Here is a 24,728-nt window from a genome sequence, read left to right as displayed (position 1 = left end):
CCGCGATGCAGCAATGGAAAATTCGTATTTTATCAGGCGTGCATACCGGAGTAGAAGTCACCTTACCTGAAGGTGCTCTCGTGCTTGGCAGTGACGACTTTATTGCTGATCTTGTACTGTCTGATGCTGGGGTCGAAGCGAACCATTTCACCCTCGTTTGCCAGCAAGACTCGGTCATTTTACGAGGCTGCGAAGAGGCAAATATTAACAGTGAAGACATCGCTGTTGCAGGCGATGGTATCGAGTTGTCACGCCATGCTGTTGTCTCGGTCGGCGTTGTGAAGTTCGCTCTGGGATACGCGGAAGATGCGGTAATTGTGAGTAACGTCAGCGACGAATCTAGCCAACAGAATACACCTGTGGTTGCTGTGCAACGCTCTAGCTGGAAAAAAACAACGCTCATCGCTTTGCTTTGTAGTTTTGTCCCGAGTGTCATTTTTGCCGGTATGTGGTACAGCCAAGCTAACGGAAACAACAATGAAATTGTTACAGAAGCAGAACCCATTGTTTTGGTACGTAACATCTTAGGCGAGCTCAAACTTAGCGACGTTCGCGTGGAATGGAATGCCGCCGCACGCCAAGCAGTCTTAGAGGGCTATGTTGAAGACCGAACACAGAAACTCGATTTGCTTGGTCGAATTGATGTATTGGGCATCAATTACAAAAGTGACTTAAGAACGATGGAAGAAATCCGTCGCGGGGTTCGATTTATTTTGCGCAACCTCGGCTATCACCAAGTGAAAGTCGAAAATGGCGATGAGACCGGCACACTGCTGCTGACGGGCTATATCGATGATGCAAGCCACTGGAACCAAGTTGAACAAATCTTGGAGCGAGACGTGCCGGGTCTTATTGCGTGGAAGGTTGAACTGCAGCGAGCGGGTGCCTACATGGATACGCTAAAAGCGTTATTAACGGATGCGGAGCTACTGAAGAAAGTCCAGTTGGTCACCAGCGGTGATCGCATCGAAGTTCGTGGTGAGCTTGATGATATCGAAACGACTCGATTTTACGGTGTGACCCGAGACTTCCGGGAACAATATGGTGAGAAACCGTACTTAGTTTTGAAATCCATACCTAAGGTGAGTAAAGGCACCAACATCGATTTCCCGTTTCGTAGCGTTAACTTTGGCCAGGTTCCATATGTGATTCTGACCGATAACGTTCGCTATATGGTCGGTGCAAGAACGCCTCAGGGCTACCGAATATCCAGTGTTACACCTGCTGGTATTGAGTTGGTTAAAGGCGGGCGGGTGATAACAATAGAACTCGGATATGAAGGCGAGACGAACAATGACAAATCTTGAACAAATTTTAAATAACGACACAAACGGTGCGGAAGTGCACAAGATTAAGAGCAAGCTCTTAGAAGCACAAGCGGTGGTGAAACGTCAGTTGGATTTAGGGTGCTCACCACAGCAGTACCAATTGCTACTCAAACAGTATGAAGCTTACACAGCCGCCTATGCGGTCGTTGAATCATACGAAGCTAACTAAAAAATACGAGGAAGTCTTATGTCATTTTACGATGCTAGTAACAGTGTAAACCTTGATGATGTTAAAGCTAAGTTAGAACAACAAGCGAAAGATGCTAACACAGAAGTGACGGCAGCCATCAAGAACCTAGAAACCAATGCCGATGATCCATCAAAGCTTGCCGAGCTTCAGCACGCGATCAACAAATGGTCTGTTGTTTACAATATCAATGCGACCACCACTCGTGCGATTAAAGATGTGATGCAGTCGATTCTCCAGAAGGTGTAAAGCATGGAACGAGAAACGCGCCAACTGCTGGCTGAAATCGCGCTGATGGCAACAGGTATGCATCGTCATCAAGAAGCCAACACGATTGCAGATGGCCTTGAAGCAAGCTCAGGTTCTGAAGAGACCGTTGCGATGATTCGTGCAATGAGCCTCATGAATAAAGGCTTGTATGAAGAGGCTCATCAATTACTCGAACCACTTTGTAACGCCTATCCAGATCTGATCAGCTTAGCGGCTCTTGCTTCTGCCAAAGCCGGTTTACTGAGCAAAGCGGAAAGCTGGGTAGAACTTGCGTCACAAGGAAGCGAAGAAAGCCAAGCATTTGCTGCGAGCTTGTCTCAGGAGATTAGGAATCTTGGATGATCATTGATTCGAGTAACCTAGGTCTTCAACACCAATCTTTGCGCCAGTCGGAGTCGCGCCATTATGAGCGGAGCGATGAAGACAAGATGAAAGCACTCATGGAGCGAAGTGACAAGCAAGAGCAAGTTTCACATGTTTCTCCAAAAGAGACGCTAGAGAAAACAGAAGCGAAACTGGCGGAGATCAAAGCGTGGTATGAATCATTAAAAGACGCAGAGGTTGTCAGTAAACAAAGTGTCTTATCGTCGTTAAATGAAGCGTTTTCCGACCCTCAAGTTAAACGAGAGGCAATGTGGTACGCCTTTCATGAGGCGAAGAGTGCAAAAGGCAACGAACAGCCACAATCTGATTTGTTAAAGGTGTTGAAGCAGGAGTTACTAGGGAGTTTTTCGGGACAGCTTATTGCCGAACCACCTGCTGATAAAACAGCACTAAAAGCAATGCTAGCGCAGCATTTTCCACTGGGTGCCCAGAAAGAACAAGCCTTATGGCATTGCTGGGCAGAGTTGAAGTCGTTACCTGATATGGCATCAACACTGGACATGGTTCGTGATGAACTTAGCTTCATGATCCAAAAAAATGCGATGGTGAAAAACATCATGACTCACAGTCACAAGTTAGATTTATCTTAGGAGTACATATGATAAACACGCAGTACACCGAGGTGATGCAAACCAACATTGATAAGTTACAGGATGCGCAAGTCGAAGACGGTTTAAGCGAACGTTTTGAGCAAGCCATGTCGGTTCCCGAGGCAAGTAATGGCCTGGAGGGAGGTTTGCTAGAAAACATCAGCGAGTTGAAAAACACTATCGATAACGCGAAAAGTAACCTGCAAGACAACATGAAGATGGTGGGTGATGATCCGGCGCAATTACTGCAAATGCAGTGGGCGCTGACACGCATTACTTTTCAAGAAGAGCTGATCGCGAAAACCGTGGGTAAAACCACACAAAACGTAGAAACCTTATTGAAGGCACAATAGTGATGATGAATAAAATGAGAGCAGTTTTCATCATGCTCACGTTGTTTCTGGTAGGTTGTCAGACCGAGTTATACACCAACGTTACTCAGAAAGAGGGTAATGAGATGTTGTCGATCTTACTATCCGAAGGTGTCGTTGCAACAAAAGAACCTGACAAAGACAACACCGTCAAGTTAATGGTAGACAGTTCTCAAATCGCCTTTGCGGTAGATGCGCTAAAGCGAAAAGGTTATCCAAGAGAGCAGTTTTCTACACTGAAAGAGGTGTTTCCTAAAGACGATTTGATCTCGTCACCATTAGCAGAACGAGCCCGTTTGGTGTACGCGAAATCTCAAGAGCTCTCGTCAACCTTATCTCAGATTGATGGCGTGCTGGTGGCACGTGTTCATGTTGTTTTGGAAGATCAAGATCTGCGTCCAGGAGAGCGCCCAACTCCAGCTTCTGCCTCCGTATTTATTAAACACGCAGCAGATATTGCGCTTGATTCATATGTTCCGCAGATCAAATTATTAGTGAACAATAGCATTGAGGGGCTGAACTACGATCGAATCAGCGTAGTGATGGTACCCTCATCAGAGGTTCGAGTTGCTACTCAAAACAATCAATTTAAAAGCATTTTGTCGGTTCAGGTCACCAAAGAGACGGCGAATAATCTTATCGCCATTTTGGTGTTCTTGGTAGCGGCACTCATCGGCTCGAATATCGCTACTTTTACATGGTGTCGTAGGAACACGAAGCGTGGTTAAACCAGAAACACCACTCGCGCAGGTACAACACCAGTTTAACTATGCGCCTTGCCAGTACATCCATAGAAGTTGGATAGAGCAAAAGCAGCCTTGGTTACTAAATATCGAAGGCTGGAGAGATAACCCCATGTTTAACCAATGGTGCATAAATGAGTGGGCGTTATCTCCCGTTCCTGAGACGGCTTTTAACAAACCTTGCCATAGCTTGGCGTTGCTCCCAGCGGATGCGTTGAACCAACTCGTATTGATGGTGGGCGGAGCTTTACATTGTGTGGCAATGCGAGGCGTTGTTTTAAAACGCCCGAAACAGGTTCTGAACAACGTTTTTGGTTTGGAAGGCGCTCGGTTCTTAATTCAAAACGGGCCTATGCTGTTATCCAGTTGGCCGCAAGGCTGGCAGCGTTCGTTACCAGAACTATTGGATGAAAGGTCTGTTGAAGCAAGTATGAGGGCGCTGGGATATTTTTGGATGAGGTTTATTTTGATTAACTCACCGGAAGATGTTGTTCTTCGTTGGCAATTCAAATTAGAAAAGCAACTTAGCGAAAACGCAGAAACAGCTAACTGGTTGGAAGCGGATCAACGAGATCTGGCGTATCGACTCACAAAAAAAATCGCAAAACAGGTTATTCCTCAATGGTTTCATTTGTTGAAATAAAAACAGACAATTTGCAGCTGGCACCTGGCTTAAAGGTGCTGAAAGCGAAAGATTATGCCAGTTATCTGGATTCGCAACACTTAGTTGAAGCCGCGAACTCCAAAGCTGAAAGCATCATTGCTAATGCCCAACAAGCCTACGAAACCGAAAAACAACGTGGTTATCAAGATGGCCTTGCACAAGCCAAGATTGAAAATGCGCAAACGATGGTTGAAACCTTAGCACGTTGTAATGACTACTATCAGCAAGTCGAAGAAAAAATGACAGGTGTGGTGTTAGAAGCAGTACGTAAGATCATCGATACCTTCGATGATGTCGATACCACGGTGAGTGTAGTTCGAGAAGCGTTGCAACTGGTGAGTAACCAAAAGCAGGTCATTTTACATGTCCACCCAGAGCAGGTTGTTGAGGTGAGAGAAAAGGTGGCTGGTGTATTAAGTGATTTCCCTGAAGTCGGTTACGTTGACGTGGTAGCAGATGCGCGCTTGAAAAATGGAGGCTGCATTTTGGAAACAGAAGTTGGGATCATCGACGCCAGTATTGATGGACAGCTGCATGCATTAAAGCAAGCCATGGTGAAGCAGCTCAGCGAGCGTAAAATTACGATTCATGAATAAACCTCAAAAACTCAGCACTTGCTGAGTTTTTTCATTTTAATGCCTTTAAACAAAAAAAATCCGACCATTTCTAAAATATTCACTGCCATAAATCCTTAAGAATACACCTAAGAAAGCTGCTTAGTTGATAAGTGTTGCAACCAAGCAGCGCCTCTAAAACAACAAAAATAGGATTATTTAGTTGAATGGCTAATGGATTTATAACTTCTTTACTGACAGATTTTGCCAGCCGCTGCCAATTGGAGCCGTTGGTTTTTGATGAGGATGATTGTTGCCATCTACTCGTTGAGCAAAACACAGCAATCACAATTCGTGCACAAGAAGATCGTGTGACGCTTATCGGGCTAATTTCAGGTGATAAACCGAGTGCTGATATTTTGCATCAACATATGAAAGGTGCCTTAACGCAAGGCTCTCCAGCGGTATGCTGGGAGGAAGAGACCGGATATATCGGTTTCATACACCTGCCTCAGCAACTGCTAACTGCATCTTTTTTCGATGAGTCATTTGCGAATTTCATCGAGTGGTTAAAAAGTGCGAATACACAAGAAGTAACCAATAAAACAATCGAAGTACCGGAAACGAATACCACTCATTTTTCCACATTAAGGGTTTAAAGCATGATCAGTTTTGGAAGTGTTAGCGCGTTGCAGGTCGCCATGCCGCAAGCTCGTAACGAGATACTTAACGAAGGTAAGCTGAGTATTGGTGGCAAAGAATACCAAATCAACGCAGCGACCCAAGAATTTACTCGCGCCAATCCTACGAATGGTGCGGTAGCGCGATTTTTTGAAGCGACAGGAAAACTGTTTCGCGAAGGTAGCCCACAATCGGTAGCGAAAGCCCTTACAAAAGCCGTATTTGATAATGAGCAAGGACAAGCTCAGCGTTTACAAGCTGCTTCTTCTGTTGAGCATGGACAAATGTTCTTCAAAGATGGAAGCATAAAAACCGCATCAGATGTCTTAAATGCCTTTGCGAAGTTAGACAGTAAATCAGTTCAGTCGAACTCTGCTGAGCTAAACCAGTTAGCTGAGCGAGCGATGACAGAGGCAATGTTAGAAACCGATTCTGGTAAAAACCTCACATCACTGATTGGCGAAAGTGCAGCGAAGTTGCTTGCTGGACGTGTAGTAAAAGACTACGGCGGTGGTGTATCTGCAGCGCAGAAAAACCCGGCAGGTAGCATTAATCAAATGCAAGCGGTGTTTGATATGGAGGTGATGCATCTTAAATCGGCGCAACGTCATATCGAAGGTCTAGCAAGCACCGATCTAAGCCAAGGTGTATACGCTGAAGGACTGGCAGAGGACGCGTTTAACAAAAGTGGCGTAACCAATAATGTTGAAAGAGCTGCGGCGTGGATCATTAATGCTTCTAACTCTAAAGGAAACGATGCCGAAAATATTACGTCTTTACTGAAAGAATACGCGTCTAATGGTAAAGATTTATTGAATATGGAAAACCTAAAAGAGCTACACGCTCGATTGGTGCCTAATGTTGAGCGTGATTACCGAGGGCCAAATATTTCGGGTGGCACTTTGCCTTCAAGTATTGGCGGTGAGGGCATGTTAAAGCAGCACATTGAAGGCTTTTTGAAAGAGAACCCTGTAGAAGATAAAGACTTAGGTAAGCATTTGTTCGCCGGAGTTATCGGGTACCATGGCTTTACCGATGGAAATGGTCGCATGGGTCGCATGCTATACGCGATAGCAGAACTTCGTAACGACTCGTTCAATCCTTTAGCTATGGATGCAGAAAATAGCCTTCACGGTATTAAGTGATTTTTTACTTCTATTTAATTTTTGGAGCGGCGATTGCCGCTCTTTTATTTTCCAGCTTAACCTTAATTTTTCTTCTCAATAAAACGGCTAATAGCAATAAAAATGAGACGTTGAAATAAAGTGTCGGTTTCTATCTCGCCATAAAATCTCTTTTATCCTTATACGCTTATTTAAATGAGCCGTTATACCCAAGTGGCTTCGCTGCAATAAATATATCGATGTCACTTAGTTATAATAAATTAGACAGGACACAACATGGATACAGGAAAGATTAATATACTTCTCTCTGAGCTAGGAGAAGTGCTGAACCTTGAGCGCGTGACAGCGTATGACAATCAAATGTGGTCACTGCATTTTGCTGAAAACAACAGTGTCGATGTTCTGCTCGTAGAGGAAAAAGGCGAGTTATTGATTTCCAAAAACCTGCTTATAGAACAAGATGATATTACGCTAGATAAACTTCAAGTTTTACTTGAATACAACTTCTTGTATCGAGAAACAGGTGGTGTGCAGTTTTGTGTGAATCCAACACGCAAAGACGTTGTTCTTCAAGTTGCTATCGCGGCTGGAAGTGAACTCACCAACATTGCTAACTTAATCATTCAGTTGAACGAATTAGTTGATACTTGGGGACAGTTATTTCAAAACAACACGGTTGTAGATTTTAGCCAAACAGACGTACACGCATTTATTCAAGTTTAAGGCATCACACATGGTCAATATTAATACATCGCAAATGCACTCGTTGAGTCAGTTAACGTCACATTTGTCGACACAAAATCAAGCTGACGACAAAGAGGTTCGAGCACACAACGGTAAAGATATTTTTGTTAAAGAGGGCGCACCAAAAAATAAAAGTATCAGCGCGCGTATTAGCCACCAGAATAAAGCGAAAGATATTGTAGTGAACCTGCTTACTAAGCAGGGTATTCCTAAAGATGTTGCGAAGCTGATGCTGAAAAATGTGTTGAACGGTGAAAACAAGTTAACGCTTGGGAGCCTGAAAAATCTTGAGAGATTGTCGTCTGGTCCTAGCTCAAATTGGCCCACTTCACAAACGGCAGCCTCTTCTTCCAAAACCAATAAAGCCTCATCGAGTGTCGCGCTTATCAACGAACATAAAGCCAACCTTCAAAAGCTTGGTGATTTTGCCTGTACGGACTTAAATACGTTCGGTGTTAAGGGGTCACAGTTTTATGAAACAAAAGGAAAGCCACGACTAAAAGAGCTTCACGCGGATCAAGCGCGAATCATGCAAGATCACAGAGCGACGATGTCCGCAAACGGAGTTCAAGCTGCAGCACAAAGAGGAACCGCACCGCAATTAAGCACTCTACAGAACATTGCTAAGGCAGTACAAACCGCGAAAGCTGGCTGCTGTACTACATTTGCCTTTGCTGCCGCCGCTGAGATGATTCAAGGCATGTCAGGAACACCTGAAAGTGAACCCAAAGTAGAAGTGGTTGCGTTTAAAAAGGGTCATTCAGGTACACACCTTTATGTACTGGTTGGTCGACAAGAGGGGAGCGACATAAAAGATCCATCAACGTGGAGTAAGGATGTGAAAATTGTTGACCCGTGGGCGACATCTGCATTCGGTGCACCAATGTTTGGAGATGCACAACGACCACCTGTTTCGAATATGTTCCCGCCAACAGAAGTCATTTTTGATAGCCATAAACTGGGTTAGTCACTCTGCAAAAGAAGTGAGCAAATACACCATGCTAAGCATCTAACCTTTATTGAAAGAGCAGCTCTGAGCTGCTCTTTTTTATTACTCTGGCAACTCGATTTTAGAGCGAGATTTCTGCGGAAAACCTCACAATGAAGGCGAAAAAGTGACAAAAATAAAGCCATTACCGACATCGTTCAATCTGCAATCGTTGTTCAATAGAGTTATTGAAACAAAAGGAAAAAGTTATGAACACGATTCAACAACTGCTCTTGGAGTTTTGCCAACTCAATGAGTTGCCCGAACTGAATTTTGAAGAAAATGAACGTTGTCAGCTACTGGTCGATGATCGCTACATGTTGTATTTCATCGCGACAGATACGGATGATTTGATGTTGTCTGTAACGTTCGGAGGGTTAGAAAAATCCGGTGAACAACGACTAAAAGGTTTAGAGCTTCTTGCTCATGCTAACTATCAAGGAATTGGTAGTGGCAACCTCGCACTTGCTTTGGCTCCAAACGGTCGACAGCTTGTCTTAGCAGGACGTAAACCCGTTGAGCATCTAAATACGACGAACCTTACCGCTTGGTTTCACGAAGTTATTGAACAGGCCGAGCTGTGGCAAGCGCGTTTCGCAATGTTGGATCAAGCGATTCCAACCACCTCTAATCATGAACAAGCTCATGTTCAATCACTTCGTGTGTAGGAGAGAAAAATGGTTAATACAACACAAAAAATCAGCCAAAGCCCAGTACCTGATCTAGAACAGTTTCGTGCAGTTGCTGCGCAAAAAGATGATCGAGTGATCAGTAAAAGAGGTGAAGTAAAAGAACCTTCCACATTCCACAAAGGTCATAAGTTTGCTTCTATTCACGAAGGCGTATTGAGAAGCAAATACACTAAGTTTTTCCAAGAAAACATCAAAACTCACCTTGATTTAAAGCAGGCGCTACTTAAGCAAGAAAAACCTGAGGTTGCGCTGTTGGCTTACTCCCTAGTGAGTCCTTCAGGCTATCGCGGTGAGCCACTTACTGAGCGTAAAATCTTAGAAGTTGTCAGCCTATTGGATGAAATAAAAGTGAGCAGCGATACGTACCAGCAGCTTAAAAATACGTTTGATGCGATCAGCAAAGATCCGCGTATGCAGGTGAGTTTAGAAGCCCAGTATCCGGGAAAAATGGATGGCTTTGCTGCTGAACTGCTGCAGATGGGCAAAGAAAAGCTAAAAGGTTCTGGTGTTAACGCCGTTATTAACTTGGCATTACCTGGCGTTGGCTTATTGATTTCTACAGGTCGAGAGTTGCACAAAGCGGCCGTAAATGGTGATGCTGAGGCTTACCATCATCAGTTAGAACAAATTTCACAGTTGCCAGGGCGAGATCAACGTCTTTCTATGCCGATGCAGCAAACCTTGGCTCAAGGTCATGCGATACTGTCGGCTGAAGGTGGCATTGGAGCTACGTTAGGTATGGCGACGGGGAGCCTGGGCACGTTCGGTGTTAGCTCTGTAGCAACGGTGGGCGTCACACCGATAGCAAAAGAGGCAATCGGTTCTGCGGCAACGACTGCTATCATGAGTGGCGGTGGCTTTGTGGCGAACCAAGCTGGGGCATACGGGCTAAATACGGAAGTAAAAGAGCAACTTATGCAAGGCGAAATGTCTGGTGTTTTACCTAGACTTGAAGTTTCCAATGCAAAAGGAGACTTTACCTTCAGTATGCAAGATCCGGCTTCTGTCCGCGCATTAATGGCGTACCTTGGCCCTAAGGAGAATACTGCAATGACTTCTCCTCAAGCGCCTAAAGAGGCACAAGAGATGGAAGCCGCTCGATTAACACTGAAAAAGATGTTGGGTTCAGAGCCAAGTGAGCACTTGGTTCCTGACGTAGACTCTATCTTGAAGCTAAGCCCAGAGGATGCACCAAGTAAAACCGAGTCTATTGCTAACGGGGCGTTTAAAAAACTGTTAGGAGAAGATTGGGATTGGCTCATGCCAGCTGTTCGAGCGATTGATAAAGGGGAAGCAAGTAAAATCAACGAAAAGCTCACCTACAAGCTCCCCCTAGATGCAGCAAACGGACGGGTTTATCTTGATAAATGCCCAAACCTGAGTGACGTCCAATTAGATGCGCTAGAAAAACTAGGCTCACCAAGTCAATTGCGATTGATGTACTTGGCAGAAGGCTGGGTGTAATTTCAAATGGTAAAGTAGGGAGTAGGTGCTGCTCCTTACTTTATCTACCGTCAGCGTTACTTTTTGGGGCTGGCTCATCGCCATTGAATTTAATTTTTCGACTGAAGAAACAAACACACAAGTGTCAACGTTATACCAACCCAACCAATGAAAGAAATTTCTTCCCCAACAATCGCAACTGCTAGTGCTGCTGCGATAACAGGTTCAAATAGCGTGAGTATGCTAGCTCCACTGGCTGTAACAAATCGTAACCCAAACCCAAAAGCGACGTAACCTAACCCCATTGGAATCAAGGCCATGTAGAGCATGACCGTCGTATTCGTTGACGATGCAAATAGATTATCACCCGTGATGAAAAGTGTTGGTAGAAGCAAAACTCCACCAATACCAAAAACACTTCCCATGGCCGTTTGCGATTCAATGCCGTGGTCAATCATAGCCTTTACTCCCCATGAGTAAATGGCGTACGTCAGACCTGCAAATAGGCCAAGTAATACACCCCAATGCTTCATATCCTGATCAAATAAGCTATTTGCGGATGACTCAGAAGCCAGCAACAAGGTAATGCCAATGACCCCGATTGCGAAACTCATCATCCAGCGCTTGGTTATGGTCTGATTTCGGCTAAAGAGACACTCTAACAAAGCAGAAAAGAAAGGTGCAGTGGAGATAGAAACAACCGTACCAATAGCCACACCGGCGAATCGCATTGATGAATAAAAAGCCAGTGGGTAGGTGGCTAAGGCGATAATACTAACCAGTAACGTTTTCTTCTTATGTGCGACTTTTCGAAAATCTCTCTTCAGTGACTTCGCAGACAGACATGCTTGCATAAATCCACCAATACCCATAGAAAATGCGCCAATGGCGAGAGCACTGACATCCGGTGCCAAGCTGGCAGCGGTGCCCGTCGTTCCCCACAGGGTTGAAGCAAAAAGTATGGATAAAGTTCCTAATTGATAGTCGGTGAAATGTTTTTTTAACACTGTAATTTCTACCTAGTGAATGGCTGTTTTAGGGTAGAAAGAATAAAAGAAAGCGATAGAGATTTTTGTGCTGAAAAGACGGAATACTTGTTCCAGAGGACTATTTTAGTGACTACCGGGAAAACTCTCTAGGAGACATACCAAAATGCATTGAAAACCGTCGACTAAACGCGGAAAGGTCACTATAGCCAACTCGTTCAGCTATCAACTGAACTGGAAGGTCTGTATGAGTCAGTAGTGCTTTGGCTTTTTCCATACGTTGTAGTGTAATGTACTTATGGACGCTCACTTTTAGCTGCTCTTTAAAAAGCTTTTTAAACTGCGTCGGACTCAAGCAAGCGGCATTCGCTAATGAGGCAATGGTGAGTGGCTGATCAAGCTGCTCGGCGATCACAACCTGTACATCTCGAATACGCGAATCTACGGAGCGAGACCGCTTTTGCTGCTCTAGCAACAGATAGAAGGTTGCAACCATTGAGTTTTCAATTTCATCATTAACCTGATACTCAAGTTGTTTTTCGACAAACTGGATAAAGCTCAGTAGAGGCGGGCTAATCGAAAACACAGCCACACTACTATCCATCAAATGAGTGGGCAAAGTGGTCATATCCGCAACAATAAAGCGTGATGACTCTTCGGCATTAAAACCGTGAGCACAACTTTTGGGGATGACTATGCAGTCGCCAACCGCCACCTTTCCGACATAACTATCCATATCAATATGTATGTTGCCCTGGAGAGGAAGCACGAGTTGATGATAATCACTATGAGTATGTCGGCTCATACGTTTCGTGTAGGAGCGGATGCTTAAGCTAGATTTCATAAAACAACATACAGTTAAAGGATACCGCATTATAGCGTTGAAAGTATCGAGGTTGAAAGCTGGGCAGTTGTAAGCCCAGATCTTGAATGGGATGTGGTTTGTCAGTCCGCCTCGGACTCTAACGAGGCCAACCAACGAAGCACTTCCGCAGTTGCTTCAATAAGATCGCTTGGGATGTACTGGTCGACGTTGCCGTCGGCGTATAGTGCACGAGCAAGAGGGACTTTTTGCATCACAGGAACGCCTTCTTCTTTAGCGATTGCGACCATACGTTTGGCTACCGCATCGGTTTCCATCAAAGTGATGACGGGCAGGGGCGTTTCGCCTTTCTTGTAATAAAGGCCAACCGCGATATGTGTTGGGTTTGTAACTAATACATTAGAACGTTTAACGTTTTCGCGCTGATTGGAGGCTTGTAGCTCTTGGTGCAACTGACGACGTTTGCTTTTTATTTCTGGACTGCCTTCCATCTCTTTGTATTCGCGCTTCACTTCGTCCTTGCTCATTTTGAGCTTTTTCGTGTGATCAAATTTCTGGTACGCAAAATCTGCGGCAGCGATGACGATGAAGCCTACCGAAGAGATAATCATTAATTGTTTAATCATGACGCCAGTAATGGTCGGGACACATTCTAGCCCACAAGTTGGAATTTGCATTAAAGCGTTGATGTTACCGCGTAATGTCACCCAGATAATGCAGGAAAGAAGAGAGACTTTAAGGATCGACTTGATAAACTCAATCACACTCTTAAGAGAAAAAATGCGTTTGGCCCCTTCGACGGGATTGATCTTTTTGATGTCGGGTTTAACGGATTCACCACTAAATAGGAACCCGAACTGCCCCATATTGGAAAAGATGGCGACGAGTGCAGCAACCAGAATAATCGGAGCGAGTAGATAGGCAATTTCTTTTGCGATGGCGATAGCGACATCGACTAGCGCATCTTGGAAACCCTGATAAGCAAGCTTACTTGGTAGGAGAATAAGCGCTGAGATGTGCGACATGTAATAATCGGCGAACGCAAACAGTACAATTATGAGCGCCAAAATTAATGCAGACGATACGATTTCTTGGCTTTTGGCAACCTGACCTTTCTGCCGAGCATCGCGTAACTTTTTTGCGGTGGGTTGCTCTGTTTTTTCTGCACTCATAAAGAATCCTAAGCGTTATTGCCAAATGGTATTGAGTTGTTCTGCGAATCGGGTAATGCCGTAAAACTGTACTTCAAAGTGATCCATCATTATTCCGAGATACACGATCAGTAAAACACTCGCGATGGCACTTTTTATTGGCATGGCAAGGAAAAAAACATTCAATTGCGGTGCAAAACGACTGATAAGCGCCAGACCAAACTCAGCAAGAAACATTGCCAACACTAGTGGAGCGGACATCAACACACCAAGCCACATAAGCTGTTCAAATTGCGCGTAGAAGAAGCTCACCCATGCGTCGCTAACGGTTGGGAAAAAGTCCACGATCGGCCAAGATGTATAGCTTTTGAATAACGCATAGATAAAAGTGACAAAGCCCCCGCCAGAGAAGAACAGGGTAATCAACGTTTGGGTCAGCAATACCGCTGTTGGTGTGGATTGTGAGCCTAGCGTTGGATTAAACATACTTGCCATGGCAGCACCACGTTGGTTGTCGACCAGAAAACCGGCCGCTTCTATCGCCCAAAAGGGGATAGCAGCAACAAACCCGATCAATAGCCCAATTAATACCTCCTTACCCAAAATCACTATCAGCCAAATGCCGTCGGTTTCTGCGGGCAAGCTTTGCTGATTAATCATCGGAAATATAAACAGCGCGAGTGAGCAAAGCACACCATTTCTCACCATGGTGCCGCCTAGCATTTGCTTGCTCAAAATAGGCAAAAAGATGAAGCATGCCATTAACCGAGGTAACGTCAGGCTGTACAAAAATAAAGCCTGGTGTAAGTCGTGATAACTCATCGTATTTGAGGAATTTTATCCATGGCAAGCGAGGCGAAGGCGTGGAGCTCTGCCCCAAGCCATTGCGTTGTGACGAACAGCGTAATAATGACCGCGATAAGCTTGACCACAAAGCCTAACGTTTGTTCTTGGACCTGAGTTAACGCCTGAATAAGCGACACCAATGTACCAACCAATGCTGCGACTAAAATCGGCGGTAATGACAAGTACAACACTAGGGTTAATGCTTGAGTCGTGAAATGAATGATTTCAGCAGAATGCATACTTTCTCCGTGATTAACCGTAACTCAACACTAAGCCGTGGGTGAGCTTTGTCCAGCCATCAAGCAAGACAAAAAGCAACAATTTGAAGGGGAGGGAAATCGTCATTGGCGATACCATCATCATCCCCATCGCGAGTAGGATATTCGACACAATTAGGTCAATAGCGATGAACGGTAAGTACAACAGAAAGCCAATTTCAAAAGCGCGAGTAAGCTCGCTGACGGTAAATGCGGGCAGTAAGAGCAATAAGCTGTCCGACTCTAAACGGTCTACGTACTTCTGTGGCCACAATGTGCGTGCGGCATCAGTGAAGAATATGGCTTCGGTTTCCCGAATATGCTTTTTCAAAAATTCTCGATAAGGCTGTAAACCGCTTTCAATGAGGCCTTCTACACTTGCAGAATCTTCAAGGGAGATATCATGCTGCTTTACGTAGTCGTAGGTTTCAAACCCGACGGGAGCCATGATGAAAATTGACAAAATAATAGCCAATCCGTAAAGCGCCATATTCGGCGGAATTTGCTGTACACCGAGAGCGTTGCGCAACAGTGAGAATACAACGGCGAGTTTCACAAACGACGTCGCCATCATGGCGATAAATGGGATCAGTGCCAGCAGTGCTAAGCTGACAATGAGATTGAGCTCGTCGGGTAACTGGATCATGCTGGCTCCTGCGTGCCACCGAACAGCTCCAGTACGCGCACGCCTAAATGTTCGTTAACATTAACCAGTTCACACTCGCCGATGATTTTGCCGTTGGCACGCAATGTTACCGGCTTAGATACAGGCTGGTTTAGCTCGAATACGTACCCTGGCTGAAGCTGGTTAAGCTGCTCTAGCGTGATGGTTTGATGGCCGATATCAAACGTGAGTTCCACAGGCAGTTGCTGGTGGTCGGTTAACATTTCTGAAGTGTTTACGTCATTCATATTGGTTTCTTTTTCCATAATGTGAAGAGTTTGGTCATCCAGTTGGCAGCGCCAGAGATTCTGGTTAGATACTTGAAAAATGGCTTGTTGCTTGGCGATGTAACCATCGTCAAAAAAGATGACATCTCCCAGCTCGAGCGAATTAAATTCGCTTAACGTCAAATGGGTCCTTCCAAGACTTAACCACACAGGTAAAGCGAGGTGTCGAGCTTGTAGAGCAGCGCTGTTTGGTAGCGCATCCAACAACACGTCTGATCCTTCGCTAACCCACAAACAAAGAGAGCCGTTAGGCTTATTGAGGGTTAACATTAAAGTATGCTCTTGGGCCTGGCTCGCCTCTAACGGCTGTAGTTGACTAAGAATGGGTAACTGACCAAATAGCGCTTTGATTGCCTCACTATGCGGTTCTATCTGTGAGCTCAAAAGTGCTAACTGGAGGGAGTTAGGCAGGGACTCAAACGCAGTAGCATTTAAGGTCGATTTCAGCCAATGTTGGAGCTGCGCACGAGAAAAGTCTACTTGTAGGGTTTGCCCTCCAATCAACGTGGTTAAACGGAACCCTTCAAATGAAGGGATTTGAGCAACAGTAATCGATACGCTCTGACCATCAGTCCCTTGGAAGTGGCACTGTTTTGCACAAAGTTGATTGCTGAGCGCGATACTTTCTGCATCCACTTTGGGTATTATTAACGGTGTCATAGGTCATTCTCCGCTTGCCATTCTTCATACACGCTGCGTTGTTGGCGTGAGTGTTGTTGTTCATGTTGTTGTTGATCGAGCTGTTGAGTTTGTTCGCTGATCGCTAAGCGAAGTGGCTGCTCACCACCGAATCGGTTTAGCCGTTCAGCAAGATCTTGTCTAGCTTGCTGGCTAATAATGGAAAGGGCATGCTCTTGTCGAATCGTCACGCTATACCCTTGAGCGTCCAACTTGATGTGGATTTCGCCACCTTTTAATTGTCCTTCACTTAGAAACAGCCGAACCTCTTTGTTGTCCGATGCGGTTGGCAGAGCAACATAGATTTTATCCACCAATTGCTGGAGTAATTGGTTTACGTCTCGCGTTGGGCTTGGTTGAGCCTGCGAAGCAACACTTTTTAGGATGACATCGCCTTGTGTTACCGCACTTGCAAGGGGTTGAGAAGGCACTTTTTCTTCATCCGTTTTAACGGCGACTAGTGCGCTTTTCGTCACGATTTTTTCAAGAGGCTTGGTTTCAGGCAGGCCACCAGTTTGGTCTGATCGTTTGCCTGTATTCTGTAGCGGCGGAGTTGCACGCTTATTGTGCGTTTTTTCAGTTTGCCTTTTCGTTAAGCCAACAATGTTAATCCCATCTTGAGCGAGCTCTGTCGCTGTCGCATTTTGGGGGAGCAAGCCAGATTCAAGCGTAGAGAGATACTCCGGCGAGGTATGTTTATCCATCGGCGTCGGTTTATCATCTTTCAAATGAGCTTGAAAGTGAGGATCAACACGCTCGGTAGAAGGGGAGCTTAGAACTGTGTCGCCATCGCTTTTTCCATCATGTTTAAGCAATTTATTGTTTTTGCTAATTATTTCTTCGCTATTTGCTGCGTCGTCTTGCGATTTCTCTATATCTCTCTTACTGACGACGTCACTTTGACCTTTTAAAGTGGAGATGTTTTTGTCAGCGTTGGCTTCTTGGTCCGATAGGTTAAGTTTCTTATCTAGACCTTGAGATGTCTTATGCCTTAGCGGTATGTCTTCTTCGCCAGTATGATTTTTTTGGGGATTCCCAACGATAGGCTCCTTTCCCTTGCTAGGCTTCTTCGTCATTGCATGCTCGAATTGTGATTGAAGCTCGGCCTCCTTCTCGAGAGGCGCTTGTTCCGGCGTTGATTTGTGCAGCGTATTCGATGTTTCAGTTGTTGGGGTAATGCGCATAGTGAACCTTTAGATAATGTCGACAGTGCGAAACTCTTCCTGTTCGAGTTCTTCTTGGTATTGCCTTTCTCGCGATTTTTCCGCGACTTCTTGTTGCTGCAACTGAACGAATTTTTCTTTGGTTTTATGGGCTTGTCGCGCCTCTTTTTGCTTTTCTTTAAGTGCCGAGCGTTCGATTTCAAGCGCTTTTTTTGACTCGGCCACACGTTGTTTAAGTTCGGCTTCTCTCTCTCTTAACAACGCGATTTCTTGTCTTAATGTTTCTAGCTCTTTGAGAACGAGTGTTTGTTGTTTTGCTTTAGCAAAACGTCGCTCTTCTTCTTCCTGGCGCCAAACGTGATAGTCCGCGACAGAACGTTCGGCCTTTTGAACCTGTGCTGCGGCGTTTGACACTCGGTATTCTTGACGCTTGACGGCTTTATCCGCACGTTCAGCGCGAATTTTTTTGATTTCTAATAAGCGTTCTATCATTGTTTCGCCATCCCTTTAAGTTGAGCGATAGCGCCATCAAGATCGCTTGGTTCATGAGTGCCTTGGCGTAAAAAGGCGCGTATATCATCACTTTGTGCAATGGCCATATCCGCTCGGCTATCTGCGCCATGTTGGTATTCGCCAATTTTGATTAGCAGTTCAACTTCTTCATACTTAGCTAACATTTCGCGAATATGAGCAGCAGACGCCTGATGATCGGATTCAACGATTTGATTCATCACTCGGCTTGCTGAGCGAAGTACATCAATGGCGGGATAATGGTTCATTGCCGCAAGTTTGCGCGAGAGAATGATGTGCCCGTCTAAAATTGAGCGAGTTTCATCCGCGACAGGCTCCGTCATGTCGTCACCTTCCACCAACACGGTGTACAGTGCCGTAATTGATCCTTTGTCTGATTGTCCAGCTCGTTCCATCAGCTTTGGCAAAGCGGCAAAAACAGAAGGCGGATAGCCACGTCGTGTTGGTGGCTCGCCTGCGGCTAGTCCAATCTCCCTCTGTGCGCGGGCGAAACGCGTTACAGAATCCATCAGCAGTAGCACGCGTTTACCTTGGTCACGAAAATATTCTGCGATAGAAGTGGCAACAAAGGCGGCTTTGGCGCGCTCCATTGCTGGGCGATCAGAGGTAGCGACCACTAAAACCGATTTGGCCATTCCTTCTTCGCCTAGGTCATGCTCAATAAACTCGCGCACTTCGCGTCCACGTTCACCAATTAAGGCGAGAACGGTCACGTCAACTTCTGCGGAGCGAATCAGTTTTGCCAGTAGGGTACTTTTACCCCCGCCAGCCGCTGCAAAAATACCCATGCGCTGACCTTCACCACAGGTCAGTAGCCCATCAATGGATCGAACGCCAAGAGAGATTGGCTTTTCAATCAGTTTACGTTGCATTGGTGGTGGCGCATCGCGATAAACAGGATACCAAGCACTTGGTTCCTGACTCTGCGTACCATCGAAAGGACGCCCAAGCCCGTCAAGCGTTGTACCTAACAGGTGGTCGCCAACACCCACTTCGTGCATTTTGCCCATTGGGCTTACTTCTGTATTTGAGGAAATCCCAAACATATTTCCTAACGGGGTGAGCAAAGCGTGATGCTGCTGGAAGCCAACCACTTCCGCTAACAAAGACAGAGTTTGATCGGGATTACGCAACTCACACAGTTCACCTACACGAACGCCAGGGACGACAGCTTTGATAATGGTGCCGGTGACTTGTGTAACGCGCCCGCGAATTTGGATCAAACGCGTGTGTTTAATCGCAGATTGTTGGATATCAGTGATGTATGAGAAATCGTTCAAGGTAAAAATATGCGCAATGATTGATGCTGAGAGAATAGAAAGTATAAGAATCAATTTATAGTGAATATCAGTCGGGAGTTTTTAGAAAACTGAAAGCGCACTAAAAAAACACGTCTGATTTTGACAGCTTCAACAAAGCGCACTTCCTATAATTCGCCTGTATTGTGCGGAAGGAGTGCAAGTGAATGAGTATTATCAACAATCATATCGCAACAAATCCAAAGTTTGATGCGTCTATCCAAAACGGGTTGGAATCGTCTCGCCCCGACGTTTCACAAAAAGGCAATTATCGCGGTGAAACCGTCCGTGTTCACAATGCCACACAATCACTTTTTGATGCGATGGAAGAACTCACTTCACTCGGTTCCGAAAAAGCAGAGAAAGATCTGACCAAGCGCAAAGTGAAAGACAGTGGTGTTCGAGTTAATGAAGCACATGAACTCGTTTCGGACTATTTAAGAAAAGTCCCTGATCTTGAAAAGAATCAAAAGATCAAAGATTTGGCTACAAAAATGGCGGGAGGAAATATCTCGACCATCGCGCAATTACAAGCCTACTTGAATGGGTTTTCCGAGGAGAAAAGCCATCAATACCTTGCGTTAAAAGCCGTGAAAAAGTTTTTGAGTGCGAGTCCAGAAAGTAAACACCTACTAGCGCTGATTGACCAAGCACTTCTAAGAATCGAGCAAAACCCAGATACATGGTCTCAAATTGATACGGAAATCCGGGTCTCAAATTTTGCTGATGAATACAGCCAAGAGCAAGAGTTTAGCTCTTTGCATCAGCTGCGCGGCTTCTACCGCGATACCGTTCATAGTTATCAAGGGCTCGGCGCTGCTTATCAAGATGTGGTGGCGCGCTTTGGTGAGCAGGAGGTATCGACCGCTGTTGACTTTATGCTGCAAGGCATGAGTGCAGATCTTAGTGTTCAAGGTAGCAGTATCGATTCGGTTAAGTTGCAGTGGTTGATGTCCGATATGCAAAAACTCAAAACTCTAAATACGTTGCAAGATCGTGTAAGTCAACTGTTCCAAATGTTTAAACCGGAAAGGACGAATTATGGCTTATCAAGTTTCTAATTTGATGGCTGATGTGATTGCGTTGGTAGAGCAGCGATGGGTAAGCAGTGATGAGATATGGAAAGTCGCCAACGCAATGGAATTGACGGCGGTAGAACAAAAAATCGATTTTTTTCGAGAGTTCCATAAGTTAGTTCGCGCAATCCCAATTGACGTATTCGCCGATGAAGAACAACGACAGAATTTAATCCAAGCGGTACAAAAGGCGCTAGACGAAGCCATTGATATAGAAGAAGAGGAAGCGTGGGAAGATGAGTTGGATTGATGCATCCGTCGATGAATTTTGCCGAGGAATGGGGCTCGATGCCGTCGATTTCTCATCAGCTGGACGGGTGCAGCTGGATTTTGAGCAAAGTGGTACGCTGCATATTGAGCGACAGGGTGAGCAGTTATTCTTGATGTTGTCTCGAGCGTTACCTTGGCATCAAATCAGTGACATGATTCAAAGTGCACTGTGTTTGTGTCATGCCGATCAAGGCTGGCCTTTCGAAATTAAAACCGGCTTGTTAGATGAACAAACTCTGGTTTTTTCAGCAAGGCTAAATGGAGAAGAAGTAACACTTCCGACCTTAGAGCAAGCGTTTACGCTTTTGGCTCGTCTACATAACGATGTGGCAGGCTCATGACTCGAGTCAGCACTTTAAACGTAGGCATCGAAGCCTTTACGCATGTTACTCATAGTGAAGTTAAGGCCGATTTCCCAGAGCGATTTCAATTGCTTCCTGATGGTCAGGCGGTCGCTACACATTTAGAGAAGCTCTATGACCTCCGGCCTTCAGACCAATATCTCATCGCGTTAACTAAGCCCAAGCTGCTGCACTCAGAGTTGTTGCGTCCAGAAAAATACCGTCAACAATTTGATGAAACGTTAGCTCAGCTGCAAGTTCTTGCACAGGATTCAGGCTCCGCTTCTTTTATCAAAGCATCTGAAACGCTACAAAGTACACAACTTGATCAGCGTTACCTCACTATGGCGCTCAATCTCCTTATCCAGGTCTAACCAACATGTTGAGATCCAAAGACATTGAACTCTTACTTGTTCACGCTGCGCTACAAGTTCAATACCAAAAGCCAGAGCATGCCATTTCTATTCTCGATGCGGTTCTAGAAGTAGAACCGCAGCACAAAGAGGCGATGCAAACACTTGCTGTGGCGTGTTTACAAAGTGGTCGATATACCCGGGCGATTGAGGTGTGTGAGCACTTATTAAAATCCGACCTTCATCCTGACTCGGCAGGACTCTGGTTTTGTTTAAGCCAAGCGCGTTGGAAACAAAATGACGTCGATGGCGCCCGTCAAGCGCACCGACGCTATCTGCAATCTTTAAATAGTGAATCACATGAATAAGTTGATCGATATTCTAAACAAAGTAGGGCAACGCAAAGACATCATGCTTGCGGTGATGTTACTCGCGATCGTCTTTATGATGATATTGCCACTTCCTACCGCACTGGTGGATGTGCTGATTGGCACCAACATGAGCATTGCGGTGGTGCTGCTTATGTTAGCGATTTACATCACCACGCCACTTGAGTTCTCTGCATTTCCTGCAGTGCTATTGATCACGACATTGTTTCGTCTGTCTTTATCTATCACGACAACCCGTTTGATCTTGCTACAAGGCGATGCTGGTCAAATCGTTTATACATTCGGTAACTTCGTTGTGGGCGGTAACTTAGTGGTCGGTATCGTTGTGTTCCTGATCATTACCATTGTTCAGTTTATGGTGATCACCAAAGGCTCAGAGAGGGTAGCAGAAGTTAGTGCGCGCTTCTCACTCGATGCGATGCCTGGTAAGCAGATGAGTATTGACGGTGACATGCGTGCTGGAGTAATTGACGTACACGAAGCTAGGCACCGACGATCGATGATTGAAAAAGAAAGCCAAATGTATGGCTCGATGGATGGCGCGATGAAGTTCGTTAAAGGCGACTCCATTGCGGGTCTGGTCATCATTGTGGTCAACATCTTAGGTGGCGTCACGATCGGGGTAACGCAAAAAGGCATGAGTGCTTCTGAAGCACTTGAGTTATTTGCGATTTTGACCGTTGGCGATGGTTTAGTATCGCAGATCCCGGCACTCTTTATCGCGATTACCGCCGGTATTATCGTGACGCGTGTTTCTCATGAAGACTCTTCTGATCTTGGATCGGATATTGGTGGGCAGGTGATTGCTCAGCCACGTGCGCTTCTTATTGGTGGTGTGCTTTTGGTGCTGTTCGCACTCATCCCTGGGTTTCCAAAAATCACTTTTCTGGTCTTGGCCGCCGTGGTTGGTGGTGGTGGTTTCTTCCTTTTCTATCAACAGAAAAAACAAGCTGAATCAGATAGCACCGACTTATCAAGCTTTGTTTCGCAAGGGGCCGGTTCGCCAGCAGCGAAGCCAAGCAAACCTACGCCTTCTAGAAACAGTAAAGGTAAGTTAGGTGAGCAAGAAGAGTTCGCCATGACGGTCCCGCTGTTGATTGATCTTGACGCGAGCCTTCAGGAAAGCTTGGAAGCGGTCGCATTAAATGAAGAGCTAGCAAGGGTGAGGCGCGCACTATATCTCGACCTCGGCGTGCCTTTCCCGGGTATCCACCTGCGTTTTAACGAGGGGATGCAAAATGGCGAATATTTAATTCAGTTACAAGAAGTTCCGGTTGCACGAGGACGAATTGTAAAAGACCAACTCTTGGTGACAGAAGGGAATGAGCAGATCGACTTATTAGGCGTGCCTTATGAGCAAGATGAAGATTTTCTACCCGGTATTTCTAGCATTTGGGTGGCACAGAGTTATGAGCAAAAACTCGTAGCCAGTCATGTCGGTTTTCTCACACCCGACAGGATTTTAACGTACCACTTGTCTCATGTTCTCAAGGAGTACGCACAAGACTTTATTGGTATTCAGGAGACGCGTTATCTGTTGGAGCAGATGGAAGGCAGTTATTCGGAGCTAGTCAAAGAGGCCCAGCGTATTGTTCCGTTGCAAAAAATGACGGAAATCTTGCAACGCTTGGTTTCTGAAGACATTTCTATCCGAAACCTTCGCGTGATCTTGGAAGCGATGGTTGAGTGGGGCCAAAAAGAGAAAGATGTTGTACAGCTGACGGAGTACATTCGTTCCAGCTTAAAACGTTACATTTGCTACAAATACGCAAGCGGACAAAACATGTTGCCCGCTTACTTATTGGATCAAAATCTCGAAGACACAATACGCAGCGGTATTCGTCAAACCTCAGCAGGGAGTTACTTGGCGTTAGATCCGTCAGTAACGCAACAATTTGTCAGTGATGTGAAACAGACCATTGGTGACTTAAGCCGCATGCCGAATAAACCTGTGCTAGTTGTGTCTATGGATGTACGCCGATATGTGCGAAAGCTTATTGAATCGGAATACTACGATCTGCCCGTTTTGTCATTTCAAGAACTAACCCAGCAAATCAATATTCAGCCACTTGGAAGGGTGGGGATGTAATGAAAACAAAACTAATACTCTCGCTGGCGCAAGCGGGGATCGAAGTGACGCCATACTTTTGGCAACAAAGTGAAATTCAACTTGGTTATCGAATTGAAGTTGAAGGCTTAGAGCTCGTTTTTCGGGTGGAGGACGGTGAAATCATCATCGTTCTTCTGAAACGCGTTCGTCCCAAATTGGGGTTGAGTAACCCCTTTGCCGGCTTATTTCTCTTGGCTGAACATGCCATTCAACTTTATCCCTCCGATTGGGTCATTCGCGGCAACGTCGATGTGTTACGTGGTAGCAACATGAGCAGCCAGCGATTGGCACAGTTCTATCTAAAAGCATGCGGTGCAAGCCATGATGAGCTAGACGACTGGTACTGTTTACGCCTAGCAGATTATAGACCTTTGAAAAAGTTGAAAAAGTAAAAACTCACGACTGTTACTGACAGCACCGATGAGATGACCCGCTTTAAGATAGGAATCAAGATGAAGCAACCGTTTACCGATGCGATTGAGAACGCTGAGCTTGCCATTAGAAAAGCTGAAGACAGAACCGATATTTTTAACGAGCTATTGGAAGGCTTAGGTGTTGGTCCTGTTGCGGGTGATGTTTTACTTGGCGGCATAAAAGCGCCAGTAAATACCATGAAACGTGCAGAGCAAGAGCTAATAGACGAAGTCCAGCGCCGCCGGCAACAACAAAATCAGCTACAAGGTACGTCAGGTAAACGCAGAAAGCGTCCCACAGTGATGCGCGGCATGATGATTTAGAGGTT

33 protein-coding genes are annotated in these 24,728 nt (G+C 45.4%); 23 read left to right on the top strand and 10 right to left on the bottom strand.

Translation table 11 applies throughout. The features are described 5' to 3' along the window. The first annotated feature begins 5 nt into the window (after positions 1–5). The 15 genes from sctD (at position 6) to R7P72_RS17435 (ending at position 10,784) form a co-directional block, all read left to right on the top strand. Positions 6–1,307 carry a type III secretion system inner membrane ring subunit SctD gene (gene sctD, locus R7P72_RS17505; RefSeq protein ID WP_054575041.1) on the top strand — a complete coding sequence of 434 codons (1,302 nt, stop codon included), beginning with the start codon at positions 6–8 and terminating at the stop codon, positions 1,305–1,307. Continuing rightward, positions 1,294–1,497, top strand: coding sequence for an EscE/YscE/SsaE family type III secretion system needle protein co-chaperone (locus R7P72_RS17500; RefSeq protein WP_017821343.1), 204 nt, complete (start codon positions 1,294–1,296; stop codon positions 1,495–1,497). The genes sctD and R7P72_RS17500 overlap by 14 nt, the downstream gene beginning before the upstream one ends. 18 nt (positions 1,498–1,515) lie before the next feature. Beyond that, complete coding sequence (sctF, locus tag R7P72_RS17495; protein ID WP_005377199.1) at positions 1,516–1,764, top strand: type III secretion system needle filament subunit SctF; 249 nt, start codon at positions 1,516–1,518, stop codon at positions 1,762–1,764. A gap of 3 nt (positions 1,765–1,767) precedes the next feature. Next, entirely contained in the window at positions 1,768–2,127 is a 360-nt protein-coding gene (locus R7P72_RS17490; RefSeq protein ID WP_054575040.1) for a YscG family type III secretion system chaperone, read from the top strand. Beyond that, positions 2,124–2,759, top strand: coding sequence for a YopR family T3SS polymerization control protein (locus tag R7P72_RS17485; RefSeq protein ID WP_054575039.1), 636 nt, complete (start codon positions 2,124–2,126; stop codon positions 2,757–2,759). Before R7P72_RS17490 ends, R7P72_RS17485 begins: the two co-directional genes overlap by 4 nt. A gap of 8 nt (positions 2,760–2,767) precedes the next feature. Next, on the top strand, positions 2,768–3,112 hold the full coding sequence (gene sctI / locus R7P72_RS17480; protein ID WP_005387149.1) for a type III secretion system inner rod subunit SctI: 345 nt from the start codon (positions 2,768–2,770) through the stop codon (positions 3,110–3,112). Beyond that, positions 3,112–3,858 carry a type III secretion system inner membrane ring lipoprotein SctJ gene (gene sctJ, locus R7P72_RS17475; protein ID WP_086012989.1) on the top strand — a complete coding sequence of 249 codons (747 nt, stop codon included), beginning with the start codon at positions 3,112–3,114 and terminating at the stop codon, positions 3,856–3,858. The genes sctI and sctJ overlap by 1 nt, the downstream gene beginning before the upstream one ends. Continuing rightward, positions 3,851–4,516, top strand: coding sequence for a SctK family type III secretion system sorting platform protein VscK (vscK, locus tag R7P72_RS17470; protein WP_005387147.1), 666 nt, complete (start codon positions 3,851–3,853; stop codon positions 4,514–4,516). Before sctJ ends, vscK begins: the two co-directional genes overlap by 8 nt. Then, a complete protein-coding gene (locus R7P72_RS17465; protein WP_005387146.1) occupies positions 4,495–5,133 on the top strand; it encodes an HrpE/YscL family type III secretion apparatus protein in 639 nt (212 codons plus the stop codon). Before vscK ends, R7P72_RS17465 begins: the two co-directional genes overlap by 22 nt. A 185-nt stretch (positions 5,134–5,318) precedes the next feature. After that, positions 5,319–5,750, top strand: a complete 432-nt coding sequence (locus R7P72_RS17460) for a type III secretion system chaperone (RefSeq protein WP_054575038.1) — start codon at positions 5,319–5,321, stop codon at positions 5,748–5,750. 3 nt (positions 5,751–5,753) lie between these two features. Further along, the gene (locus R7P72_RS17455; protein ID WP_017821339.1) at positions 5,754–6,917 is read left to right on the top strand and encodes a VopS family T3SS effector adenosine monophosphate-protein transferase; all 1,164 of its coding nucleotides are present in this window, start codon (positions 5,754–5,756) and stop codon (positions 6,915–6,917) included. Positions 6,918–7,172: 255 nt separating this feature from the next. Then, positions 7,173–7,619: a type III secretion system chaperone gene (locus R7P72_RS17450; RefSeq protein ID WP_054575037.1), complete on the top strand. Its 447-nt coding sequence runs from the start codon at positions 7,173–7,175 to the stop codon at positions 7,617–7,619. A 10-nt stretch (positions 7,620–7,629) separates the two neighbouring features. After that, the gene (gene vopR / locus R7P72_RS17445; RefSeq protein WP_054575036.1) at positions 7,630–8,607 is read left to right on the top strand and encodes a type III secretion system effector VopR; all 978 of its coding nucleotides are present in this window, start codon (positions 7,630–7,632) and stop codon (positions 8,605–8,607) included. 230 nt (positions 8,608–8,837) lie between these two features. Continuing rightward, the gene (locus R7P72_RS17440) at positions 8,838–9,296 is read left to right on the top strand and encodes a CesT family type III secretion system chaperone (protein ID WP_005377211.1); all 459 of its coding nucleotides are present in this window, start codon (positions 8,838–8,840) and stop codon (positions 9,294–9,296) included. A gap of 9 nt (positions 9,297–9,305) precedes the next feature. Further along, the gene (locus R7P72_RS17435) at positions 9,306–10,784 is read left to right on the top strand and encodes a hypothetical protein (RefSeq protein ID WP_005387135.1); all 1,479 of its coding nucleotides are present in this window, start codon (positions 9,306–9,308) and stop codon (positions 10,782–10,784) included. Between the two features lie 89 nt (positions 10,785–10,873). Here the strand turns inward: R7P72_RS17435 and R7P72_RS17430 are convergent, their stop codons facing one another. The 10 genes from R7P72_RS17430 to vscN form a co-directional block, all read right to left on the bottom strand. Next, complete coding sequence (locus tag R7P72_RS17430; protein ID WP_394626712.1) at positions 10,874–11,776, bottom strand: DMT family transporter; 903 nt, start codon at positions 11,774–11,776, stop codon at positions 10,874–10,876. 106 nt (positions 11,777–11,882) lie between these two features. Further along, positions 11,883–12,593 carry a helix-turn-helix domain-containing protein gene (locus R7P72_RS17425; RefSeq protein ID WP_031781101.1) on the bottom strand — a complete coding sequence of 237 codons (711 nt, stop codon included), beginning with the start codon at positions 12,591–12,593 and terminating at the stop codon, positions 11,883–11,885. 101 nt (positions 12,594–12,694) lie between these two features. Next, positions 12,695–13,744 (bottom strand): SctU family type III secretion system export apparatus subunit VscU, encoded by a 1,050-nt coding sequence (gene vscU / locus R7P72_RS17420; protein ID WP_005387129.1) that lies wholly within the window; start codon positions 13,742–13,744, stop codon positions 12,695–12,697. 15 nt (positions 13,745–13,759) lie between these two features. Beyond that, a complete protein-coding gene (gene sctT, locus R7P72_RS17415; RefSeq protein ID WP_137282056.1) occupies positions 13,760–14,545 on the bottom strand; it encodes a type III secretion system export apparatus subunit SctT in 786 nt (261 codons plus the stop codon). Then, positions 14,542–14,808, bottom strand: coding sequence for a SctS family type III secretion system export apparatus subunit VscS (vscS, locus tag R7P72_RS17410; protein ID WP_005377227.1), 267 nt, complete (start codon positions 14,806–14,808; stop codon positions 14,542–14,544). Before vscS ends, sctT begins: the two co-directional genes overlap by 4 nt. Before the next feature lie 13 nt (positions 14,809–14,821). After that, positions 14,822–15,472 carry a SctR family type III secretion system export apparatus subunit VscR gene (vscR, locus tag R7P72_RS17405; protein ID WP_005377232.1) on the bottom strand — a complete coding sequence of 217 codons (651 nt, stop codon included), beginning with the start codon at positions 15,470–15,472 and terminating at the stop codon, positions 14,822–14,824. Beyond that, on the bottom strand, positions 15,469–16,437 hold the full coding sequence (gene vscQ, locus R7P72_RS17400) for a SctQ family type III secretion system cytoplasmic ring protein VscQ (protein ID WP_017634547.1): 969 nt from the start codon (positions 16,435–16,437) through the stop codon (positions 15,469–15,471). The genes vscR and vscQ overlap by 4 nt, the downstream gene beginning before the upstream one ends. Beyond that, on the bottom strand, positions 16,434–17,639 hold the full coding sequence (locus R7P72_RS17395; protein ID WP_213907333.1) for a type III secretion system needle length determinant: 1,206 nt from the start codon (positions 17,637–17,639) through the stop codon (positions 16,434–16,436). Before R7P72_RS17395 ends, vscQ begins: the two co-directional genes overlap by 4 nt. Positions 17,640–17,648: 9 nt before the next feature. After that, a complete protein-coding gene (locus R7P72_RS17390) occupies positions 17,649–18,110 on the bottom strand; it encodes a type III secretion protein (protein WP_042523778.1) in 462 nt (153 codons plus the stop codon). Next, positions 18,107–19,429: a SctN family type III secretion system ATPase VscN gene (gene vscN / locus R7P72_RS17385; RefSeq protein ID WP_054575030.1), complete on the bottom strand. Its 1,323-nt coding sequence runs from the start codon at positions 19,427–19,429 to the stop codon at positions 18,107–18,109. Before vscN ends, R7P72_RS17390 begins: the two co-directional genes overlap by 4 nt. 185 nt (positions 19,430–19,614) lie before the next feature. Between vscN and sctW the strand changes: the two genes are divergently transcribed. Genes sctW through R7P72_RS17345 form a run of 8 tightly spaced genes read left to right on the top strand, consistent with a single transcriptional unit; the run spans position 19,615 to position 24,723 of the window. Next, a complete protein-coding gene (gene sctW, locus R7P72_RS17380; RefSeq protein WP_017821331.1) occupies positions 19,615–20,508 on the top strand; it encodes a type III secretion system gatekeeper subunit SctW in 894 nt (297 codons plus the stop codon). Continuing rightward, a complete protein-coding gene (locus R7P72_RS17375) occupies positions 20,489–20,773 on the top strand; it encodes a TyeA family type III secretion system gatekeeper subunit (RefSeq protein ID WP_005377239.1) in 285 nt (94 codons plus the stop codon). Before sctW ends, R7P72_RS17375 begins: the two co-directional genes overlap by 20 nt. Next, a complete protein-coding gene (gene sycN / locus R7P72_RS17370; RefSeq protein WP_213880594.1) occupies positions 20,760–21,134 on the top strand; it encodes a type III secretion chaperone SycN in 375 nt (124 codons plus the stop codon). Before R7P72_RS17375 ends, sycN begins: the two co-directional genes overlap by 14 nt. Then, complete coding sequence (gene vscX, locus R7P72_RS17365; RefSeq protein WP_005377246.1) at positions 21,131–21,508, top strand: type III secretion system protein VscX; 378 nt, start codon at positions 21,131–21,133, stop codon at positions 21,506–21,508. Before sycN ends, vscX begins: the two co-directional genes overlap by 4 nt. Positions 21,509–21,513: 5 nt before the next feature. Then, on the top strand, positions 21,514–21,855 hold the full coding sequence (gene vscY, locus R7P72_RS17360; protein ID WP_171343278.1) for a type III secretion system chaperone VscY: 342 nt from the start codon (positions 21,514–21,516) through the stop codon (positions 21,853–21,855). Further along, positions 21,839–23,965, top strand: coding sequence for a SctV family type III secretion system export apparatus subunit VcrD (gene vcrD, locus R7P72_RS17355; RefSeq protein ID WP_285437661.1), 2,127 nt, complete (start codon positions 21,839–21,841; stop codon positions 23,963–23,965). The genes vscY and vcrD overlap by 17 nt, the downstream gene beginning before the upstream one ends. After that, a complete protein-coding gene (locus R7P72_RS17350) occupies positions 23,965–24,378 on the top strand; it encodes an LcrR family type III secretion system chaperone (RefSeq protein ID WP_053304394.1) in 414 nt (137 codons plus the stop codon). Before vcrD ends, R7P72_RS17350 begins: the two co-directional genes overlap by 1 nt. Before the next feature lie 60 nt (positions 24,379–24,438). Then, a complete protein-coding gene (locus R7P72_RS17345) occupies positions 24,439–24,723 on the top strand; it encodes an LcrG family type III secretion system chaperone (protein WP_054867031.1) in 285 nt (94 codons plus the stop codon). The last annotated feature ends 5 nt before the right edge of the window (positions 24,724–24,728 follow it).

It is taken from the genome of Vibrio sp. Vb0888 (assembly GCF_033338835.1).
Lineage (GTDB): Bacteria > Pseudomonadota > Gammaproteobacteria > Enterobacterales > Vibrionaceae > Vibrio > Vibrio alginolyticus.
The sequence above is the reverse complement of the archived record's forward strand: the minus strand, read 5'-3'. Positions and strand labels throughout refer to the sequence as shown.

Coding starts and splice junctions, on each gene's coding strand:
- sctD (WP_054575041.1), top strand. CDS start 6: ATGCAGCAATGGAAAATTCGTATTTTATCAGGCGTGCATACCGGAGTA.
- R7P72_RS17500 (WP_017821343.1), top strand. CDS start 1,294: ATGACAAATCTTGAACAAATTTTAAATAACGACACAAACGGTGCGGAA.
- sctF (WP_005377199.1), top strand. CDS start 1,516: ATGTCATTTTACGATGCTAGTAACAGTGTAAACCTTGATGATGTTAAA.
- R7P72_RS17490 (WP_054575040.1), top strand. CDS start 1,768: ATGGAACGAGAAACGCGCCAACTGCTGGCTGAAATCGCGCTGATGGCA.
- R7P72_RS17485 (WP_054575039.1), top strand. CDS start 2,124: ATGATCATTGATTCGAGTAACCTAGGTCTTCAACACCAATCTTTGCGC.
- sctI (WP_005387149.1), top strand. CDS start 2,768: ATGATAAACACGCAGTACACCGAGGTGATGCAAACCAACATTGATAAG.
- R7P72_RS17465 (WP_005387146.1), top strand. CDS start 4,495: ATGGTTTCATTTGTTGAAATAAAAACAGACAATTTGCAGCTGGCACCT.
- R7P72_RS17460 (WP_054575038.1), top strand. CDS start 5,319: ATGGCTAATGGATTTATAACTTCTTTACTGACAGATTTTGCCAGCCGC.
- R7P72_RS17455 (WP_017821339.1), top strand. CDS start 5,754: ATGATCAGTTTTGGAAGTGTTAGCGCGTTGCAGGTCGCCATGCCGCAA.
- R7P72_RS17450 (WP_054575037.1), top strand. CDS start 7,173: ATGGATACAGGAAAGATTAATATACTTCTCTCTGAGCTAGGAGAAGTG.
- vopR (WP_054575036.1), top strand. CDS start 7,630: ATGGTCAATATTAATACATCGCAAATGCACTCGTTGAGTCAGTTAACG.
- R7P72_RS17440 (WP_005377211.1), top strand. CDS start 8,838: ATGAACACGATTCAACAACTGCTCTTGGAGTTTTGCCAACTCAATGAG.
- R7P72_RS17435 (WP_005387135.1), top strand. CDS start 9,306: ATGGTTAATACAACACAAAAAATCAGCCAAAGCCCAGTACCTGATCTA.
- R7P72_RS17425 (WP_031781101.1), bottom strand. CDS start 12,593: ATGAAATCTAGCTTAAGCATCCGCTCCTACACGAAACGTATGAGCCGA.
- vscU (WP_005387129.1), bottom strand. CDS start 13,744: ATGAGTGCAGAAAAAACAGAGCAACCCACCGCAAAAAAGTTACGCGAT.
- sctT (WP_137282056.1), bottom strand. CDS start 14,545: ATGAGTTATCACGACTTACACCAGGCTTTATTTTTGTACAGCCTGACG.
- vscS (WP_005377227.1), bottom strand. CDS start 14,808: ATGCATTCTGCTGAAATCATTCATTTCACGACTCAAGCATTAACCCTA.
- vscR (WP_005377232.1), bottom strand. CDS start 15,472: ATGATCCAGTTACCCGACGAGCTCAATCTCATTGTCAGCTTAGCACTG.
- vscQ (WP_017634547.1), bottom strand. CDS start 16,437: ATGACACCGTTAATAATACCCAAAGTGGATGCAGAAAGTATCGCGCTC.
- R7P72_RS17395 (WP_213907333.1), bottom strand. CDS start 17,639: ATGCGCATTACCCCAACAACTGAAACATCGAATACGCTGCACAAATCA.
- R7P72_RS17390 (WP_042523778.1), bottom strand. CDS start 18,110: ATGATAGAACGCTTATTAGAAATCAAAAAAATTCGCGCTGAACGTGCG.
- sctW (WP_017821331.1), top strand. CDS start 19,615: ATGAGTATTATCAACAATCATATCGCAACAAATCCAAAGTTTGATGCG.
- R7P72_RS17375 (WP_005377239.1), top strand. CDS start 20,489: ATGGCTTATCAAGTTTCTAATTTGATGGCTGATGTGATTGCGTTGGTA.
- sycN (WP_213880594.1), top strand. CDS start 20,760: ATGAGTTGGATTGATGCATCCGTCGATGAATTTTGCCGAGGAATGGGG.
- vscX (WP_005377246.1), top strand. CDS start 21,131: ATGACTCGAGTCAGCACTTTAAACGTAGGCATCGAAGCCTTTACGCAT.
- vscY (WP_171343278.1), top strand. CDS start 21,514: ATGTTGAGATCCAAAGACATTGAACTCTTACTTGTTCACGCTGCGCTA.
- R7P72_RS17350 (WP_053304394.1), top strand. CDS start 23,965: ATGAAAACAAAACTAATACTCTCGCTGGCGCAAGCGGGGATCGAAGTG.
- R7P72_RS17345 (WP_054867031.1), top strand. CDS start 24,439: ATGAAGCAACCGTTTACCGATGCGATTGAGAACGCTGAGCTTGCCATT.